16 protein-coding genes and 1 other RNA gene are annotated in these 18,401 nt (G+C 58.9%); 3 read left to right on the top strand and 14 right to left on the bottom strand.

All coding sequences use genetic code 11. The features are described 5' to 3' along the window. Nucleotides 1–72: 72 nt before the first annotated feature. Nucleotides 73–1,425, top strand: coding sequence for an amino acid permease (locus tag Q7U39_15610; GenBank protein MDO9119388.1), 1,353 nt, complete (start codon nucleotides 73–75; stop codon nucleotides 1,423–1,425). Between the two features lie 748 nt (nucleotides 1,426–2,173). Here the strand turns inward: Q7U39_15610 and Q7U39_15605 are convergent. From Q7U39_15605 to Q7U39_15595, 3 genes are all read right to left on the bottom strand, one after another. After that, a complete protein-coding gene (locus tag Q7U39_15605; protein MDO9119387.1) occupies nucleotides 2,174–2,383 on the bottom strand; it encodes a hypothetical protein in 210 nt (69 codons plus the stop codon). 242 nt (nucleotides 2,384–2,625) lie between these two features. Further along, entirely contained in the window at nucleotides 2,626–3,444 is an 819-nt protein-coding gene (locus Q7U39_15600; GenBank protein MDO9119386.1) for a polyphosphate kinase 2 family protein, read from the bottom strand. Between the two features lie 124 nt (nucleotides 3,445–3,568). Further along, the gene (locus tag Q7U39_15595; protein ID MDO9119385.1) at nucleotides 3,569–3,916 is read right to left on the bottom strand and encodes a hypothetical protein; all 348 of its coding nucleotides are present in this window, start codon (nucleotides 3,914–3,916) and stop codon (nucleotides 3,569–3,571) included. A gap of 252 nt (nucleotides 3,917–4,168) precedes the next feature. Between Q7U39_15595 and Q7U39_15590 the strand changes: the two genes are divergently transcribed. Further along, a complete protein-coding gene (locus Q7U39_15590; GenBank protein MDO9119384.1) occupies nucleotides 4,169–4,654 on the top strand; it encodes a macro domain-containing protein in 486 nt (161 codons plus the stop codon). A gap of 46 nt (nucleotides 4,655–4,700) precedes the next feature. On the opposite strand, the gene Q7U39_15585 is transcribed toward Q7U39_15590, so the two are convergent. The 3 genes from Q7U39_15585 to ssrA all read right to left on the bottom strand — a co-directional run bounded on the left by Q7U39_15585 (nucleotide 4,701) and on the right by ssrA (nucleotide 7,492). After that, a complete protein-coding gene (locus tag Q7U39_15585) occupies nucleotides 4,701–5,537 on the bottom strand; it encodes a formylglycine-generating enzyme family protein (GenBank protein ID MDO9119383.1) in 837 nt (278 codons plus the stop codon). A 642-nt stretch (nucleotides 5,538–6,179) separates the two neighbouring features. Beyond that, nucleotides 6,180–6,743, bottom strand: a complete 564-nt coding sequence (locus tag Q7U39_15580; GenBank protein MDO9119382.1) for a heme-binding beta-barrel domain-containing protein — start codon at nucleotides 6,741–6,743, stop codon at nucleotides 6,180–6,182. 399 nt (nucleotides 6,744–7,142) lie between these two features. Beyond that, nucleotides 7,143–7,492: a transfer-messenger RNA gene (gene ssrA / locus Q7U39_15575) on the bottom strand. A gap of 200 nt (nucleotides 7,493–7,692) precedes the next feature. Between ssrA and Q7U39_15570 the strand changes: the two genes are divergently transcribed. Continuing rightward, a complete protein-coding gene (locus tag Q7U39_15570) occupies nucleotides 7,693–8,364 on the top strand; it encodes a methyltransferase domain-containing protein (GenBank protein ID MDO9119381.1) in 672 nt (223 codons plus the stop codon). 187 nt (nucleotides 8,365–8,551) lie between these two features. On the opposite strand, the gene Q7U39_15565 is transcribed toward Q7U39_15570, so the two are convergent. The 8 genes from Q7U39_15565 to Q7U39_15530 form a co-directional block, all read right to left on the bottom strand. Then, nucleotides 8,552–10,189, bottom strand: a complete 1,638-nt coding sequence (locus tag Q7U39_15565; GenBank protein ID MDO9119380.1) for a hypothetical protein — start codon at nucleotides 10,187–10,189, stop codon at nucleotides 8,552–8,554. 9 nt (nucleotides 10,190–10,198) lie between these two features. Beyond that, complete coding sequence (locus Q7U39_15560) at nucleotides 10,199–10,786, bottom strand: DNA-3-methyladenine glycosylase 2 family protein (protein MDO9119379.1); 588 nt, start codon at nucleotides 10,784–10,786, stop codon at nucleotides 10,199–10,201. 251 nt (nucleotides 10,787–11,037) lie between these two features. Next, nucleotides 11,038–11,424: a RidA family protein gene (locus Q7U39_15555; protein MDO9119378.1), complete on the bottom strand. Its 387-nt coding sequence runs from the start codon at nucleotides 11,422–11,424 to the stop codon at nucleotides 11,038–11,040. A 24-nt stretch (nucleotides 11,425–11,448) separates the two neighbouring features. Then, nucleotides 11,449–12,399 (bottom strand): NmrA/HSCARG family protein, encoded by a 951-nt coding sequence (locus tag Q7U39_15550; protein ID MDO9119377.1) that lies wholly within the window; start codon nucleotides 12,397–12,399, stop codon nucleotides 11,449–11,451. A gap of 58 nt (nucleotides 12,400–12,457) precedes the next feature. Continuing rightward, nucleotides 12,458–13,189: an SDR family oxidoreductase gene (locus Q7U39_15545; GenBank protein ID MDO9119376.1), complete on the bottom strand. Its 732-nt coding sequence runs from the start codon at nucleotides 13,187–13,189 to the stop codon at nucleotides 12,458–12,460. A 12-nt stretch (nucleotides 13,190–13,201) separates the two neighbouring features. Beyond that, a complete protein-coding gene (locus tag Q7U39_15540; protein MDO9119375.1) occupies nucleotides 13,202–13,807 on the bottom strand; it encodes a nitroreductase family protein in 606 nt (201 codons plus the stop codon). A 4-nt stretch (nucleotides 13,808–13,811) separates the two neighbouring features. Next, on the bottom strand, nucleotides 13,812–15,227 hold the full coding sequence (locus Q7U39_15535; GenBank protein MDO9119374.1) for an efflux transporter outer membrane subunit: 1,416 nt from the start codon (nucleotides 15,225–15,227) through the stop codon (nucleotides 13,812–13,814). After that, a complete protein-coding gene (locus tag Q7U39_15530; GenBank protein ID MDO9119373.1) occupies nucleotides 15,220–18,399 on the bottom strand; it encodes a multidrug efflux RND transporter permease subunit in 3,180 nt (1,059 codons plus the stop codon). The genes Q7U39_15535 and Q7U39_15530 overlap by 8 nt, the downstream gene beginning before the upstream one ends. Between the last annotated feature and the right edge of the window lie 2 nt (nucleotides 18,400–18,401).

The raw sequence follows: 18,401 nt of genomic DNA, 5'->3' as shown, positions 1-18,401 counted from the left end.
GCACAAAACACCAGGCAGTTGACTAACTTCACCTTGCCTCACAAACCATTTCCGCGCATCATGCCGGCAACTATGCCATCTACCTCGTCGCAACCGGATCAGTCCACGCCTCTGCGCGTCGGCTGGTTCACCGCCTCCTGTGTCCTCGTCAGCAATATCATCGGAGGCGGTATCTTCACGACGACCGGCATTATGGCCCGGGATCTCGGCGATCCGCTGTTGATTCTCCTCTTGTGGTTCATGGGAGCGCTCTTCGCTATCGGCGGCGCGATGATCTATGGCGAGCTGGGCTCACGACTGCCGCACGCTGGCGGGGACTATGTCTACCTGAAAGAAGCCTACGGACCGCTCTTGGCCTTCCTCAGCGGCTGGACATCGTTCACCATCGGATTCGGCGCCGCCGTGGCAGCCTCGGCCATCAGCTTCTCGTCTTATGCGCTGCGCGTCGTTCTGATACCGGATGAATCAGGGTGGATCGCGAAAGGCCTCTCGCTTATGCTTCTTTGGAGCGCGACCTTCATCCATTGTCGAGGCGTCCAAACGGGCGGCCGCCTGCAGCTGATACTCACCACCACTAAAGTCGTGGCCATCGGAGGACTGATTCTCGGCGGACTGTCGGCCGTGATCGGGCAGGGGCGTCCTTTCCTCACCCCACCCATCGCGCAAGCCCCCACGATTGGAACCGCCGCCATCGCCCTCGTCATCGTGACCTACTGCTACCTCGGCTGGAACGTCGCCGGCTACATTGCCACGGATATCGTAAATCCCCAGAAGACCCTGCCCAGAATCATGATCGGAGGAACAGCGTTCGTCGCCGTCATCTATCTCTTGCTGAATGTCGTCTACCTCTCAGCCTTGTCCATCACAGAACTGGCACAGGAACCCATTGTGCCGGTGGCGGAGAAAGTCGCCGCGGCTTTGTGGGGGCGGCAAAGCGGGCAGCTGGTTGCCGCCATTCTCTGTCTTTCCATCGCAGGAGCAGTCAGCGCCATGACCTGGGCCGGACCCCGTGTCTATTGGGCCATGGCGCGCGACGGCATGATCAGCCCCTGGCTCGCCCAGGTGCACCCTCGAACCAATGTGCCGGCCCGCGCAATCGTCTTCCAAAGCCTCTGGGCCTCACTGCTGATCATCAGTGGTACGTTCGAACAACTACTTGTCTATAGCGGCTTGGTCCTCTCGCTCTTCATGGCCCTGACTCTCTCTACGATCTTCCGCCTTCGTCAGACACGTTCCATCCATCCACAACATTTTCGAGCGCCTCTGTATCCGATCTTACCGATCACCCTCGTCTGCGGAGCTGCCGCCCTGGTTATCTCCAGTGTGCTCGAACGACCGACAGAATCGCTGTACGGCGCGGCCACCGTCCTGAGCGGCATCCCGCTCTACTACGTCTGGCGTAGACCTCAGAATCTTCAGGGGTAATCACCCTGACTCGCTCGTCAAAATATTCTTCAACTAGGCGGCAGCGAACGAAATACTGAGCTGTGCTCTTGGTGTACGGCGAAGCATTGAGCGATGCGACAACGACGTTGGAGGATATTTTCACGAGATGAGAAACAGCACGGGCGACCTTGCACTATGGTGGGAGGTCGCCCGTGAGCGGCGCTTAGGACGCCAAGTAATCTTTCTTATGTCACGGCCCGAAAGACCCGTACGATGAGACATGCGTTGAGTTTCTAGTCGGGGGAGACCTCGTCAATCCCAGGTACTGTTATTCCCCGCTCTAGCACAGACTCTCTAGCCTGATCAGGCCGACACCCGATTGGTCATTCGTGCCTCTACGGCACGGCCTGGAGAGAATCGACTAGAACGACCGACGAGAAACCCGCCTTCGCATCGGCGGGCCTGACGGACCAGGTGGCGTTGCATCGCTCATATCCACCCCTCCTCTCTGATAAAGTCAGCGAGAAACCTGGATAGCAGCCGCGCGGTCTGCCCGATCTCCCGCACTTCCGAAAATCACAGGCCGCAATTCCGATCTACGCCCATTAGAAAACCATGTCAATGGGGAAAGCACGAATGTTTACTCGAGACAACAAAGCATAACCTGTGCCCGGAGACGCTTCGCAATATGTCGCCCCAGTCAGAGGTTCGCTTCTATCGCAGCAAATGAAAAGGGGGAACAGCCTGACAGCTATTCCCCCATCCTCGACGTGACCGTCTGACTCTTTTAGTAGCCTGACCCTTGAGCTTTCCGCTTTGCCTTCTCGATTTCTTCCGTCATTTTCCCCTCGGCCTGACCCTTGTGTTGGGCCGCTGTCTCCTCCATCTTCCGCTCAGCCTCGGTCTTCACGTTACTTGCCCCCTGCCGGGCGCTGGACGAAGATTCGGTGGCAGAGCGTTTCGCATTCGCCATCTCCTGGTCAAGCTTCTGCTGCATATCACCAGCCGAGGGCACCTGGGCAGACGCTACGAACGCGGACCCGATAACTAGAGTACAAAGAGTGAGAGAAACAAGAATGGCCTGTCGCATCTGAAGACTCCTTCTCAAGAGATTGTAGGTAGAGCGAGCTCGCAGTTTGAAGCAGCGTACCGAACAATTTACGTACATTCAAGACCCTACCTTTCGAATAACTCTATCTCACCAATATCTACTTCAGGCTACTTCATTTCCTTGTCGTATTAGACGATATTGAGCGTCGAAAAATCGACGCCTTCGGGCCCTGGTGGCGTCTTGAGCTTCAAGCCTTCGAGCGCCTCAACGATGCGCTCCGCCACAACCAGATTGCGGTACCACTTTCGGTTCGCCGGCACGATGTACCAGGGCGCATGCTTGGTGCTGGTCGCCGAGATCACATCTTCGAAGGCCTGCATGTATCCGCCCCACAATTTCCGTTCCTCCAAGTCGCCGGAATTCCACTTCCAGCGCTTTTCCGGATCGGCGATGCGGGCTTCGAGTCGTACCTTCTGTTCGGCTTTCGAAATATGGAGAAAGAACTTCAGGATCACCGTGCCGTTTTCGTGCAGCAGCTCTTCGAACTCCTTGATCTGATTGAAGCGCCGTTTCACGACGGCATCAGGCACCCATCCATGCACCCGCGTGATGAGCACATCTTCGTAATGGGATCGGTTGAAGATGCCGATATGTCCCTTGGGCGGCGCTTCCCTGTGCACACGCCAGAGAAAGTCGCGCGCCAGTTCGTCTTGGGACGGCGCCTTAAAGGCCACAACCTTGCAGCCCTGGGGATTCACGCCGGACATCACATTCCGAATCGTCCCGTCTTTGCCGCTCGTGTCCATGCCTTGCAACACGATGAGCACCGATCGTGTGGCATTGGCATAGAGACGCTCCTGCAATCCTGCGAGCCGAGCGATAAGTCTTGCCGTATCGGCTTTGGCCTTGTCCTTGCCCTGATCCGTTTTCTTGTACTCACCGGTCTCATCTGGATCGTAGGCCTTCAGCTTACACTTCCCAGCAGATGTCACTTGATACTGTTTCATTCTGGGCCCTTTCCACGACATGACCAGGAGGATAGCTAAAGCTTCGCCCTTAGCTACGCGCCACTACCATACGCCGACAGCTTAAAAGATGGAACGGGGGGATAGAACCGGGGCCGAAAGAGCTCTATTCTGAGGGGCGGCCTTTTCCTTTTTCCGAAAGCATCGCTATCAGTTCGCTGAAATTTACAGACGGTTGAGAGGGCTGAGGTGAAGAGGGCAGGAATGTCAGGCTCCCGAAGAGAAAGGCGAAGAAGCCGGAGGCCGCGACACCGATCATGATCAGCAACATGCCGGGTCCGTCGCTGGTCCAATGCGCCTTCTGCCCCACACCGAAGAGAAAGATCATCCCAGCCAAAGAGAGCAGCGTCAGACCACCGGTGATGATCCGAGTCATGACTCGGATCACGCCGTTCCCGCACACCAGACCCCAAATCAGCAGACCGAGCACCGCACCGATGATAAGGATGTTCATGGTTCCCCCTCCATAACCGTGATCCCGCACCATAATGGTACGCATAATCCGCGCCATCGCGAAGGGAAAACACGTTTCGCCATGTACCGCCCGCGTAACCCCACTCGCGAGCCTGTACAATGGACAGGTAGTCCTATCGACGATTTCTACGTGCAAGATTTTCCACGCCTTTGCGATTGACCTCGTCGCATCGACGACTTATCTGTTATCTATGACACTTGCAGGATTCATCCTTCACTACAGAAAGGGCTCATGATGATCAAAGAAGTCACCGGTGACATCCTCCTCTCCAAAGCTGGCGCGGTCGCGCATGGCATTGCTCCCAACGACGACTTTAAGCAAGGGCTCGCATTAGCCCTCCGGGAACAATGGCCAGCCATGTACAAAGACTTCCGCCACTATTGTCAGACCTACAATCCCAAGCCTGGAAGCCTGTGGAGCTGGAAAGGGCCGGGATCGCCCGTTATCATCAACCTGTTTACGCAAGAAGCGCCGGACGGCCATCAGAGCAGGCCAGGGAAAGCGACGGTGCCCAATATCAATCACGTCCTGCATGCGCTGAAGAAAGAAATCCAGGATCAGAAAGTCACGAGCCTGGCCTTGCCGCGCTTAGCCACCGGCGTAGGAGGACTCACCTGGGACGAGGTGCAGCCGTTAATTCAGGCCACACTGAAGGATGCCGGGATTCCAGTCTACGTGTATACGACGTATAAGAAAGGCGTGGCCGCAGGCGAGTAGGGAGAGAACGGTTCCCGATTTGCGATCGGAAGGTGCCTGAGCTGCCTTACGGCAGTTTGGGCACCTCCTGCGCACAGCGAAACCCGACATTCGGATCTTGCTCTGTCGGATCGCCCTTTGTCCGAAACGATGACCGTAGCCGATAGGGGTTGTTGATATACGATCCTCCGCGCTGAACCTTCGATGTCCCTTCGCTCGGCCCTCGGGGATTAATGGCCGGATTCTTGGCAAAGTTGGTATAGAAATCCTCCGCGTACCAATCCATCACCCATTCATAGAGATTGCCCGCCAGATCGTGGGCGCCGTACGCGCTCCTCCCTTTGTCACGATTGCCGATGGGAGAGACCGTCTCGCCACCGCCTTCCTTCAAACCAAACACCGCATGGGCCGGCGTCGGAGCCTCGTTTCCCCAGGGATAGATACGCCCATCCGTCCCGCGGGCCGCTTTCTCCCATTCTGCTTCCGTAGGCAACCGCTTGCCGGCCCAGAGACAATACCCCATCGCATCCATCCAGCTCACCCAGCGTACCGGCCGATCCGCATGAGTCACCGGCGTATCCTTATCCGAAAACCCCCACGGCGGTTCACTCTGGATGGCCTCGACAAACTTGGCGAACCGCCCGTTCGTGACTTCAAACTTGTCGAGATAAAAGGTGTCGACATACACGCGATGTACAGGGGACTCGTCATCATCACCTTTGTCGTTGCCCATCGTAAACTCACTGGCCGGTACCAACACCATGGGAGCCCCATCCTTCCCGGTGATGTCCATAGGCGGCTGAACCACAGGCTTGGAGGCCACCACACCATTGGCTGGATGCGGACCCTTCGCCGGAAGTTTGATCTCGCTTTCCTGCCCTTTAGGTTTGGGCGGCGATGACACGGGGTCCAGCTTTGTTGGACCAGATTCCTTCCCCACGTTATCTACCGGGCCACTAGCAGCCGGCGCCTTCACCGGAGGCTTCTGCTCGCCTTCTTGTAACTTGGGCTTGGATGGCGTTGGAGTAGATTCTATTTTCCCTGGAGCCGGTTCTTTACCGGTACTTTCCGGCGAGGATCCAGGAATCTGAGTCTTGACCGGAGGTCTTCCCTCAGTGTCCTGCGCATGGGATTTTGGCAGGGTTGGGTTGGGCCCTGATACAGGGGGAGTCGCGGGAGCCGGTGTTGGAGTCGATTCTGACTTGGGAACCACAGTCTCATCCGCCCATACGGGGGCAGTGGCACAAGACATTCCCATCATCATCACCATGAACGTGGTAATCGTTGATCGAATGTCCATCCACCAACCTCTCTTGGATTTCAACGACCCGGCGATGAGGCTGCTCAATTGCCTCACATATGCCTTTCAACGTACCGAAAAAAGGCGGGCAAATCTAGGGCATCCACCATCACCACTAAATATTGACGGTCATGTCACAGGCGGGGACGCACCTGCCTACAGACAAAACAACCTCATTCAAAGACACCACGACAGGCTCGAGTAATGAAAACCAGCCATCATTCCATCAGATCGACAACCGCAGATCTATCCGACTCGTTTCACTGTGTTGGCATCAGTATGGTGAAAAATCTCCTTCTGCCCTTTGATCTTCAATTGCGTGTCCTCTCTATAACTGAAACTTTCAGGGCCATGCACGGTGATCTTGAGTTCATACCGAACGGTCTTGAACTCCCGGTCGAGAAACTTATTGGAGCAGATTCCATAGGTATCCGACCCCGCATCCGCAGAAATCTCAAAATCCGTCGCATTGGTGTCGACTGTTCCCCCGGCCAGCACCGTCACCCCACGCGGAACGACGAAACAACGCAGTACCTGCTTGGCAGTGGCATCCCAGAGCCAATAGCCGGTGTCCTCGTGAAACGGCGCGTCTTCACCGAGTCGCCAGGCCATAGTCGAATACCGCAGCCCATAGAGTTCCTGCTCATGATTCTTCACTGGGCCAAACGGCTCGAACGACAGCCGCTCTCGATACGCATTCCGCTCCGTGCCTCGATCGTCTGAAGGAGCCACGTCTGCCCCCTTATCACCCTCCCACACACCGGCGAGCGAAGCCAGAGGGCCGAGATATTTCACAAGATCAGTATTCATAGCGCTCCTTTGTCACCGTCAGAAGGTCTCCACGTTGTCCAACTATCGAAACATGGGAGATAGATGACAGACTTCTAGCAAAGTCAGGCAAAGAGAATCAATTTGCAGCAACGGGGGGAGGAGATGACGAGAAGACTTCGGATGTCGGTCAAGATCGGAAAAACCCTGGAGGGAACTGATCCGCTGGCCTCTATTGAAATAGACAGCCGGCGGGTCGCACCTAGTGCGGTATTACACGATGAACTGCCGAAGGGGGTCCTCCCGTCGCCCGGAACCATTTATATTGGCTCCGGGTCGAGCGGGGTGTTGCAAAGACAGGAAACTCACTGGTGGGGTTTCTCCGGCGCCTTCGATCACGTTAAATCGCAAAAGAGGCGCCGGGTCGCACAAAGTGCGGTTTGGTGGAGGCGAGGGGAGTTGAACCCCTGTCCGAAGACCTTCAGCGCAACGGATCTACATGTTTAGCCGATCGTTTTAGTTTCGCAGCCACCCACGCCCACCGGCTGGCTTAGACTGGCCACTAGCCCAGTATTGTCTCGTCCTCGGCCGCTGAGCACCAGCGTTGGACCAGCCCGCTGTATCGCGCTCCGACCACCCCCGCGGGCCTCAGGTGGAGGAACGTCGCAGTTAATTAAGCTGCGAGTGCCAGTTCTTGATTGGCAGTTACATTTTCCCGGAGGATTTACGAGACCCCGAGAGCTCGACATGCACCGCTGACTTTAGTATCCCCGTCGAAACCGGTCGCCCCCTTTCTTCGCTACAAGGTTAAGGCCAAGGTTCAAGTTGAGCTGCTTCCTCAGCCTCGACCTCAATCTAGGCCTTCCTAAGAGATGCTCATCATACCGCACAGGTCAAGGGGATACTAGGACCACGTGAAATGACTCCGGCTCTCCTCTCGACGATGATTACCATAGCTCCGCGATGCAGAAGGGTTTATGCTGACAAGTGAATGGAAACACACTCGCCAGGTTACGACGTTAAGACCACCGGCTACCGCGTGGGCACAACGACCTTTCAGATTCGGACCCTGCTGGATCAGCGGCAGTTCTCAGACCCTGACGGATCGGCGGAACGGGCGGGCATTTCCGCAACCTCCTGGCCGAACTTCGGCACGGTGTGGCCAGCCGGGCTGGCACTGGCAGAAGAGATGAGCCGGTTCCCCGTCGAAGGCAAGAGTATCCTGGAAGTCGGGTGCGGCATCGGCCTTCCGAGTCTCGTTCTGCAGCAACGCGGCGCCACCATCACCGCGACCGACTATCATCCGCTGGCGGAAGATTTTTTACGGCACAACACCGACCTGAATGCACTCGCGCCGATCCCTTTTTTCAAAGCGGCGTGGATGGAGCCGCATCTCAATAGCGGCCGATTCGATCTGATTATCGGCAGCGACCTGCTCTACGAGCAGGACCATCCCGCTTTACTCGCCGGATTCATCGCAGCCCATGCCAACCCGGCTTGCCAAGTGCTTCTGGTCGATCCAGGCCGCAGCCAGTGCAGCCAATTCAGCAGCCTCATGGCAGCTCAAGGCTACGCACGCACCGAGTCACGCCTCCGCCTACCGGAGAGAAACACGCCGTTCTTCCCCGGACGCCTCTTCAGCTTCGTCCGCGCCACCGCATAGTCGATAGTAATTCTTCCGGTTCGTGGCGAAATCGCAAAGCCGCGTCGCGAGACCGACGCGCGGAGGCGCGAGGGAACGAGGCGTACTCATAGTACGTTGAGAGACTGAGCGACGAGCCCGTCGGCCTGGTCATTTCAGCTATGACCAGGCTTGTCGTAGCAGCGGATCTGCGATCTCGGCCGAACCACTACGCGCTCTTGAATCGCGTCACCTTCGCAAAAACGATCGCGGCCAAAGGCAGGGCTAATCCTAACAACAGCTGCACAATCAGCAATGAACCGAGGTGACTATAGTCCGCAGGTGTTTGGATCGCACCGGTAGCCACATCTTTCACCTCCCGCGTCACCACGTAGACATCATTCAAATATTTGGTCCCGAGCTGGCTCAAGGACAGCGCCAGGTTGGTGAACGAGGCCATGACGGCGAAGAAGGTGGCTTTCAAGTTCGCCGGCGCTGAGTTGGCAATCCATGCCAACATCGGAATCATAGAAATCTGCCCGAGCGGCGATTCCAACGCCGTATCGATCAAGGCAATAAACCGCGCATCGACAAACCCGCCCGTCATTCGTGCGGTCCATTCGTGCAAACCGTAATACATACTCACCACCGGCAACGTCAGGACTGTCCCAATCACCGTCAGAAAACCCACCACGTAGGCGATGGACCGCTCGGCCATGAACCGGCGAAAAATAAACATGCCGGCCAGCGTCAACGTACTCCCGATCAGCGAGAGGATCGACAGAAACTGCTGATCGAACTTCAGGTGATCGATCATCCACCAGGTCGCGCCGGGACCGGTCCCCGGAATCGCGCGGAAGATGAATACGACCACCGCAGTCCCGACCAACGTAAATCGCTTGTCCGGCTCCAGCTCACGCACCAGCCTCGCCATCAGGAACAGCACGATGGCCAGGGAACCGGCAAATACGATTTCCTCACTGTAGGGAAATCCGCCCAATCCGACCGTGACGGTAAATAGTGCGAAGACCAGGCTCCCGCCGAGAATCCACCAATTGGGCGTCGTCGCCTCACTGCCGTCACCCCGGACATTCACCATCTCTTTGGCCTGCGTGGGCGAGAAGCCCTGCTGAATCAGCGCGGCCTTATGCCGTCGCTGCAACATCCAGGCGACGCCCACGCCGAGCACAGACACGAAGGGAATCGCCAACGCCATCAGATACACTTGCTTGTACAGCCGAACCAGCTCCGCCTGCGGCAACCCCTCGGTGCCGCTGAATACATAGACGTTGATCATCGCCACCAGAATGCCGCCGCCCACAATAGCCACGCGCCCGAGCGTCTGCATCGTCGTATGCATGAGCTTGCGCGTCGGTTCGTCAAACAGCTGGCCCTTCTCATCGACGCGCGGCACCGCCTCGACCGTCATCGCATCGGCGACTGCATCCTGGACGACATATCCGATGGGCGAAAGAAGCGCACTGATCACAAACCAGACTTCCGCCGGGAGCATCGCCGTCATCGCCTCGCGATTGCCGATTAGCGCGGCCATGATGCCGAGGCTGGCGGCCAGCAAGCCCGCCCCGAGACCGACGAGCCAGCTCTTCCAGCGCCACAAGAGATCCACCGTGTGCCCGATGGGCATCTTGAGCGCCCAGGGAATACCGGCCCAGAATCCGAGCGCAGCGAGAAACGACGCCGACAGCCCTAAGTAGTCTTTGACAAAGAACGTGCCGACGATCCCCGTCAGACCGGAGATCCCGTACGCCATATAGACCATGAGCGGCGGAAGATAGGACAGCCGCATCTCACGACCCAGGGAAAGAATGTTGCGATCAATCCACTCGTAGATGCCGGTCAATTTCATGAGCTCCCTTCACAGTACCGTCGTCTCCTGTTTCGTCCGATCGGCAGCGCGCCACAAATACCAGGCCGCCGCTGTGCGATACGGCCTCCATCGCTCGCCATAACGCAACACCTCTTTCGGCGACGGCATCGTACGGCGGCGATAGGCGACACGAAACCCGTTGCGCACACCAAAGTCGTCGACCGGCAAGACATCCGGCCGGCCCAGCTGGAAGATCAGCAGCATCTCGACCGTCCAGCGTCCGATCCCTCGCACTTCGACAAGCCGTTCGATAATCGCATTATCGTCGAGCGCCTTGATCTCACGGCCGGTCGGGACCGTCCCATCGAGTGTCCTGGCCGCCAGATCACGCAGTGCCAGAACTTTTGCGCCCGAAAATCCCGCGCCGCGAATGGCGTCGGCATGGGCCGTGAGCAGTTCGGCTGGCCGGGGAAACCGCCGGCCGGGAAAGAGTGCGATGAACCGCTTCAGAATGCTTTCGGCCGCCTTTTCATGAAGCTGTTGAAACGCAATCGCCCGGGCCAGGGACTCAAAGGGAGTACGCCGTACTCTCGGAATCAGAGCAAACGGCCCCACGTCGCGGATCAACCGGCGCATCACCGGATCCACCCTGGCCAAGTGTCGAGTTTGCGGAGAATATTTCATCCTAGACCAAGCACCTGCCTCGTAGACAGTGCTACAGGATGCTCAAACAGGCCACGGTTCTCACCCGCCCAACCCCGGCGCGCCGAGACGCGCCGTTCCGCGGGCAAGGCCGCAGCGAGCGAAGAGGCGAGACGTACTCGCTGCTGTACGTTGAGCCTCCGAGCGACGCGAGAACGCCGCTGGCGGCCTGTTTCAGCATCCTGCTAGTGCGGTGCGATCGCATCCGCTTCGATCTCGACTAACATGTCCGGATCGATCAACCGCTTCACTTCCACCATGGTCGTCGCGGGCCGGATATTCCCGAAGACTTCTCCGTGCGCCCGGCCGACCGCCTGCCACTGATCGATATTGGCCATATAAATTCTGGTCCGCACGACATCGGCGAGCGACACCCCGGCTTGGCGCAACGCCGCCTCGATGGTCTTGAGCGTCTGAATCGTCTGCGCATAGGGATCACCTTTGCCCACCAGGCCGCCGGGCGTCATCGCCGTCGTTCCCGACACCTGCACATGGTCGCCGACACGCACGGCGCGTGAATACCCGATCGTGGCTTCCCAGGGACCGCCGGTAGAAACATTCTGCCGCGCCATGCTCACTCCTTTGTCAGATCGTCGTTAGGTTAGGGGAATGCGGTTCTTGTTGTGTGCGAGCCACGCCTCAAACGTCAGCAGGGCGGGATTGAGGCCGCGCGCGATGGATGGGTTTCGCGGGCCACAAAACGCCTCGTTAAAATCGTGCTTAAACTGAAACATGTTGCCGAGATCGTCGGCGCCGGGAAATCCGAACGCCCGATACTGCTCGGGCGTCACCGCGTTGTACCGCACCGGCTGACCGAACGACTTGGTCATAGCTGCAGCCATCTCGGCTCCGGTCAAGTGCTCACCAGCAATGGCCACGGTCTTACCGATATGCTCACGGCCCTTCTTGAAAATCCCGAACGCGCACTTGCCGATGTCTTCTGCTGCGATGCCGGGCAACATTTTATCGCCCATTGGAAGCGTAAAGGCCAGCGTGCCATCCGGTCCCTTCTTAGGACCCATCCCGAACGAAATCATATTGTCCCAGTAGAACGACGTGAGGAGAAACGTGGTCGGCACGCCGAGCTTCGTAAACTCCTGATCCGCTTCCCCCTTCGCATCGAAATGCGGGACCTTATACTTGCCCATCAGCGTGGGCATCCGGTTGTCCGTCAGCGGCACCCACTTGCGTGTATCCTCCAGCGTCGACCAGACGGCATGTTGCACGCCCGCCTTCTTGGCCGCCGTCGCCTGCGCCTTGACCTGGGCATACTCTTTTTCCGGCGAGAAGTGCTCCCAGAAATTCGTCAGGCAGAACACGCCATAAGCGCCGGCAAAGGCGCGTGCCAGGCTGTCCGCATCGTCGAGATTCGCCGCCACCACGTCAGCCCCGAGCTTCGCCAAGGCCTTGGCCTTATCCGAATTCACATCGCGCGTGATGGCACGAGCCACGAATCCGCTGCCCGGATCCTTCACGATCGCTCTCACCAACCCGCCACCCTGTGCACCAGTCGCACCAACCACTGCGATGATTTTCTTATCGGCCATGATTCACCTCCTAGACCACAAAGGGGACAGCCACCAACCGGAAGGGTGGCAGTCCCCATTACATCACAATGCCGCCGCCGGCTTGAATCGTCTGTCCGGTTATCCATCGGGCCTGCTCACTGACGAGAAATGCGACGACCTCGGCAATATCCTCAGGCGTGCCTAATCGCTTGAACGGCGATAGCTGTATCCCCATCTGCCGATAGGGTTCGGTCAAGATCCCCGTGTCCGTGAAACCAGGCGCCACCGTATTCACCGTGATCCCGCGCGGGGCCAGCTCCTGAGCAATTCCCATGGTAAATTGCTCCAGGGCACCCCGGCTTCCGAGATAGGCTGTGGCTCCGTAGTAGTGCAGCTTCGTCCCCGCACTGGAAATATTCACGATACGCCCCTGATCGCGCATGACCTTCCCCGCTTCCTGCATCGCAAAGTAGGGGCCCTTCGCATGCAAGGCGATCTGCGCGTCGAAGTCCGCTTCCGATGTCTCGAAGAAGGATTTCGGCACGAACTTCCCGGCATTGTTGACCAGAATATCCAAGCGACCGAACTGCGCCGACGTATCGACGACTAACCGCCGTGCATCAGCCGCCACACTCATGTCGGCTTGCACAGCCACTGCTTTCCCACCCTTGCCCTGGATACCGGCCACCACTCCACGGGCCTTGCCCTCGCTCCGGAGATAGTTCACCACGACGATCGCCCCGTCCGCCGCAAGTCGCTCTGCAACGGCCTGCCCGATTCCGCTCGATGCGCCGGTGACGATCGCCACCTTTCCATTCAGGGAGGTCATCGATTCGCTCTCTCACACCAACGGGGATGGAAGGGAATGGCCCCACTGCCCTGAAAAGGCGATCTCGGTCAGCGGCTTCCGTTCTCTCGGCTTCAATTCGCGCTGTTGCAGATAGTCGGGCAGTACGCTCAGCTCGCCGGGGTAGCCCACCGCAATCATAGCGACCGGCTCGTAGCCGGACGGAATCCTGAGGTCGTCCCGCGCCTTCTCGATATCGAAACCCGCCATGGGATGCGCGACGAGCCCGAGCGCGCTCACTTGCAACAGAAGATTCTCCGTCGCCACCCCGACATCGTGGAAGGCATGGCGATTCGGTCGGCTATCCTCCTCAAAATCCATGCGCGCCACAGATAGAATCAGCACCGGAGCGCGATAGGCCCATTTGCGATTACCCTCCAACAGACAGGCCAGAAGCCGGTCATAGTCCGCCGGTTCCTCCTTGGTCGCCACGATGAATCGCCAGGGCTGTTCATTGCTGGATGACGGCGCCCAGCGGGCCGCTTCAAGAAGCACGTGAAGCTTTTCCTGCCCCACCGCCTGTTCAGAAAATGCGCGCGGGCTCCAGCGCTGTGTCAGCAGGTCATGGAGGGGGAATTGCGTATCAGCCGGCTTATTCATCACGCTATCCTTTGCGAGGTTCGGTCTTGCGGTCCATCTCCGGTGACCATCCGCCGCCCAACGCTTTATACAACTGAACGACGGACACGACATGTAACCGGCGCGTTCCGGTCAAGGCCAGCTCGGCCTCGAATAGATTTCTTCTGGATACCAGCACATCGAGATAGTTGGCCAGGCCCCCTTTATAGCGCAGCTCCGCCAGCTTCAGCGCCGACTGGAGCGCCGCGACTTGCTGCATCTGGGCTTCACTCTGCACCCGTGTCGTGCGCACCGCGACGAGCGAGTCCTCCACTTCACGAAACGCCGTGAGCACCGTCTTCTCATACTGGGCCAAGGCTTGCTTCGCCTGCGCCTCGATCGCTTCCTGCTGAAACCCGAGCACCGGCCCACTCAATAGCGGCGCCGCAAACCCCATCCCTCCGACCCCGAAGGAGGCCGGATCGGTAAAGAGCTTCGAAAGCTGGGGGCTCGCAGCACCGAGCAGTCCCGTCAAAGAGATTTTCGGAAATCGTTCGGCCTTCGCCGCACCGATACGGGCGGTCGCCGCCGCCAGTTGCTGTTCCGCGTCGAGCAGATCCGGACGTCGCTGCAGCAGATCGGATGGAAGCCCGGCAGGCACAGCAGGCGGCACCATCTGGTCATTCAACAAACGGCCGCGAGGAATCGCAAACGGCTTCCGGCCGAGCAGCACACTCAGCTGGTTTTCCGCCTGCACCATCTGCCGTTCGAGTTCTGCCGCCCGCGCCGCCGCGTTGGCCCGCTCCGCTTCGAATTGATCCGTATCCAACCGGGACGTCATCCCCTGCTTGAGCCGGGCCTGGGCGATGCGCACCGACTCTTCCCATGAATGCAGGGTCCGCTTAGCGATATCGAGCTGATCGTCGAACTGCAGCAGATTGAAATAGCTCTCGGCCACGCCGCTCACCAGCTGCAAAACCACCGCTCGCCGGTTTTCCTCTTTTGACAGCAGGTCCGCGCGGGCTGCTTCATTCGATCGACGGATCCGACCCCAGATATCGAGCTCCCACGAAAGGTTGCCTTGAAGATAATAGTTGAACGGATTGGCAAAGCCGGGGAACAGAAAGATTGTTTTGCGGCCGAGGTTAGGGGCATTGCCTGACGCGGTGATGCCCGGCAGCCAATCGGACCTGGCGATCAGCGCGCGTGCTTGAAACTCTTCGACGGTGGCCACGGCTTTTTGTAGATCCTTGTTTTCGGCCAGCGCCATCTTGATCAGCGTCTGCAGCTGGTCGTCCTTCAAGAGTTCCCACCAGGGCAGGTTCGCCAACGATGGCGCATCGGCCGGAGTTTCCGCCATCCGAAAGGTATCGCCCGCATCCGTCTTGGGCCGCTCATAATCCGGTCCCACCGCGCAGGAAGCGAACAACAACGAAAGTCCGAGAGCCAATGGCTTACGCATGATGGGACTCATCCTCCGATGAAAGCGGCGTGGGGGGTTCCTCAAGGAGGGCGGATTCGGATGTCCGACGTTGAGTCAACCGCCGGGTCACCACGTAAAAAAGAGGCACGAAGAAGATCGCCAGGAACGTCGCCGCAAGCATGCCTCCCATGACACCTGTGCCGATCGACTGGCGGCTCGACGCACCGGCGCCTCGCGCCACGACCAGGGGAATCATTCCAAAGATAAACGCCATCGAGGTCATGATGATGGGACGGAACCTGAGCTTCGCCGCTTCCATCGCCGCCTCGATCAGCGGGCGGCCCGCTTCATAGCGCGTATTGGCAAACTCGACGATCAGGATCGCGTTTTTGGCCGAGAGACCAATCAACGTCACCAGTCCGATCTGGAAATAGATGTCGTTTTCAAACCCGCGCAGGAAGACGGCGGTGAGGGCGCCGAAGATTGCGAAGGGCACGGCCAGAATCACGGCAAAGGGGACGACCCAGCTCTCGAACTGCGCGGCCAAGACGAGAAACACCATCAGAAGCCCGACGGCAAAGACCACGCCGGACTGTCCTCCCACCCGCCGCTCCTGAAACGAAATATTGCTGTAATCGATCGAATAGCCCTGGGGCACAAGGACCTCTTTCCCGACCCGATCCAGGGCTTCGAGGGCCTGTCCCGAGCTGAAACCCGGCGCCGCCGCACCCAGCACCAGCGCCGTATTGTAGCCGTTGAAGTGATTCACCGGATCCGGCCCGCTCTGATACTCCGTCGTCACGACCGTATCGAGCGTGATCATATTCGTGCCTTGCGGTGTTTGCGCGCGCACGTAGATCTTCGCCAAATCTTGAGGGGTGGCCCGGTATTCCGCTTCGGCTTCGGTCTGCACATGATAGACGCGACCGAATTTCACGAAGTCGTTGATATAGAAATTGCCGAAGTAGGCCTGCAGCGTATCGAAGATGTCGGAGATCGGAATCCCCAGGGCCTTCGCCCGTTCCCGGTTCACATTCACATACAGCCGGGGAGAGGAGACACGGAAATTCGTCCCGACCCGGCCGATCGCCGGCTCCTTCTGCGCCCGTTCGACGAACTGCTGGGCCACCGCGGCGAACTTCTTAAAGTCCCCGCTGTTAGGGTCTTGTAGCTGCGCGGAGAATCCCCCGACCGCCCCCACGCCGCGAATAGCCGGCGCATTGAAGGCCAGGATCAACGCTTCAGGAATTTTCGCGAACTCCGCGTAGGCCGCACCCACCAGCGCCTTCGCATGATTCTGCGGCTCGGGGCGCTCGTCCCAGAGCACGAGCGGCACAAACATCGTCGCCGCATTCGGCCCGCGCGTGCCGAACACAAAGTTCTGGCCGGACAGCGCGTCGGTCGAATGCACCGCCGGATTCGCCTGGAAATAGCGCTCGATCCGTTCGAGCACCGCGTCGGTTCGCTGCTTCGACGCACCGTCCGGCAATTGCGCCACCACAATGAAATAACCCTGGTCTTCCTCCGGAAGAAAGCTTTTCGGCAGGGCCTTGAACAGACCCGTCGAGACGACCAGCAGCACGCCGAAGAGCAGCATAACAAGGACCGGTCTCGCCAGAAACGAACCCACAATCCGGGAAAATCCCTGTTGCGTACGCCCGAAGTTTCGATCGAAGAAGGCCCAGAATCCGCCGCGCGCCTCATGCTGCGGGAGAAGCACCATGGCGCACAAAGCCGGGCTCAACGTCAGCGCCACGAACCCCGACACCGTCACCGAGATGGCGATCGTCGCGGCGAACTGTTTGTAGAGCGCGCCGGTGATCCCGCCGACAAATCCAACCGGCACAAAGACCGACACCAACACCAGTACGATCGCAATAATCGGGGAGGTGACCTCGCTCATCGCCCGCTTGGCAGCAACCTTCGCCGAGACACGGTCTTCGCGCATGTGGCGCTCGACGTTTTCGACCACGACGATCGCATCATCCACCACGATCCCGATGGCCAGCACCATTCCGAAGAGCGTGATGGTATTGATCGAGAAGCCCAGCGCATAGAGCCCGATAAAGGTGCCGATCAACGACACCGGCACGGCGACCGTCGGGATGATCGTCGCCCGCCAGCTCTGGAGAAACACATAGACCACGAGTACGACCAGCACCATGGCCTCAGCCAGCGTCTTGACCACTTCTTTGATCGAGACCTCGATGAACCGCGTCGTGTCATAGGGAATGTCGTAGGACACGCCGGGCGGGAAGTTTTTAGTCAACTCGTCCATCTGGGCGCGCGTCCGCCGCACCGTATCAAGCGCGTTGGCTCCCGGCGAGAGAAACGTCAGAATGAAAGTCGTGGGGGTGCTGTTCCAGCGGCCCTCCAGCGAATAGGACTGCGCGCCCAGCTCGATGCGGGCGACGTCCTTGAGCCGCACCGTGGAGCCGTCCGGCAGCGCGCGCACGATCAACTCCTCGAAATCCTTCACATCGGTCAGCCGGCCTTTCGAGATGATCGGGATCGTCAGCTCGGTACCCTTCGGCGCCGGTTCCCGCCCGATGGTTCCGGCTGGATAGTCGCGATTCTGTTCGCGGATGATCGCGGCGATATCGCTCGGGATCAGGCCCAGTTTCGCCATCTGCGGAGGATTGAGAATGACCCGCATACTGTAATTCTGCTGGCCGAAGACCAGCGCGTCGCCCACACCCTTGACCCGCTTCAAATCATCGACCACACGCAACGTCGCATAATTCGAGAGAAACACCGCGTCGTGGCGGGGGTCGGTGGACTTCAGCACGATGACCGCCACGAGGTCGGGAGACATCTTCTTGACGGACACGCCCTGCCGGATCACTTCCGTCGGCAGCTGCGGCTCCGCCAGCTTTTCACGGTTCTGAGTTTGCACCTGGGCGATGTCGGGATCCGTCCCGATCTCGAACGTCAGCTTGATGGTCACATGCCCGTCGTTGCTGCTGGTCGACTCGAAATAGAGCAGATTGTCGATGCCGGGAAGCGTCACTTCGATCGGCCTGGCCACCGCCTCGGCGGCGACTTCCGCGCTGGCACCCGGATAGTCGGCATCGATCTGGACGACCGGCGGCGTGATTTCAGGAAACTGCGCGACCGGCAGGAACTGCAGGGCGAGGAGGCCCATCACGACAATGATGATGGAGACCACCGACGCGAGAATCGGCCGGTCGATAAAGACGTGCGACGTCACAA

Source organism: Nitrospira sp. (assembly GCA_030653545.1).
Classification (GTDB): domain Bacteria; phylum Nitrospirota; class Nitrospiria; order Nitrospirales; family Nitrospiraceae; genus Nitrospira_D.
The sequence above is the reverse complement of the archived record's forward strand: the minus strand, read 5'-3'. Positions and strand labels throughout refer to the sequence as shown.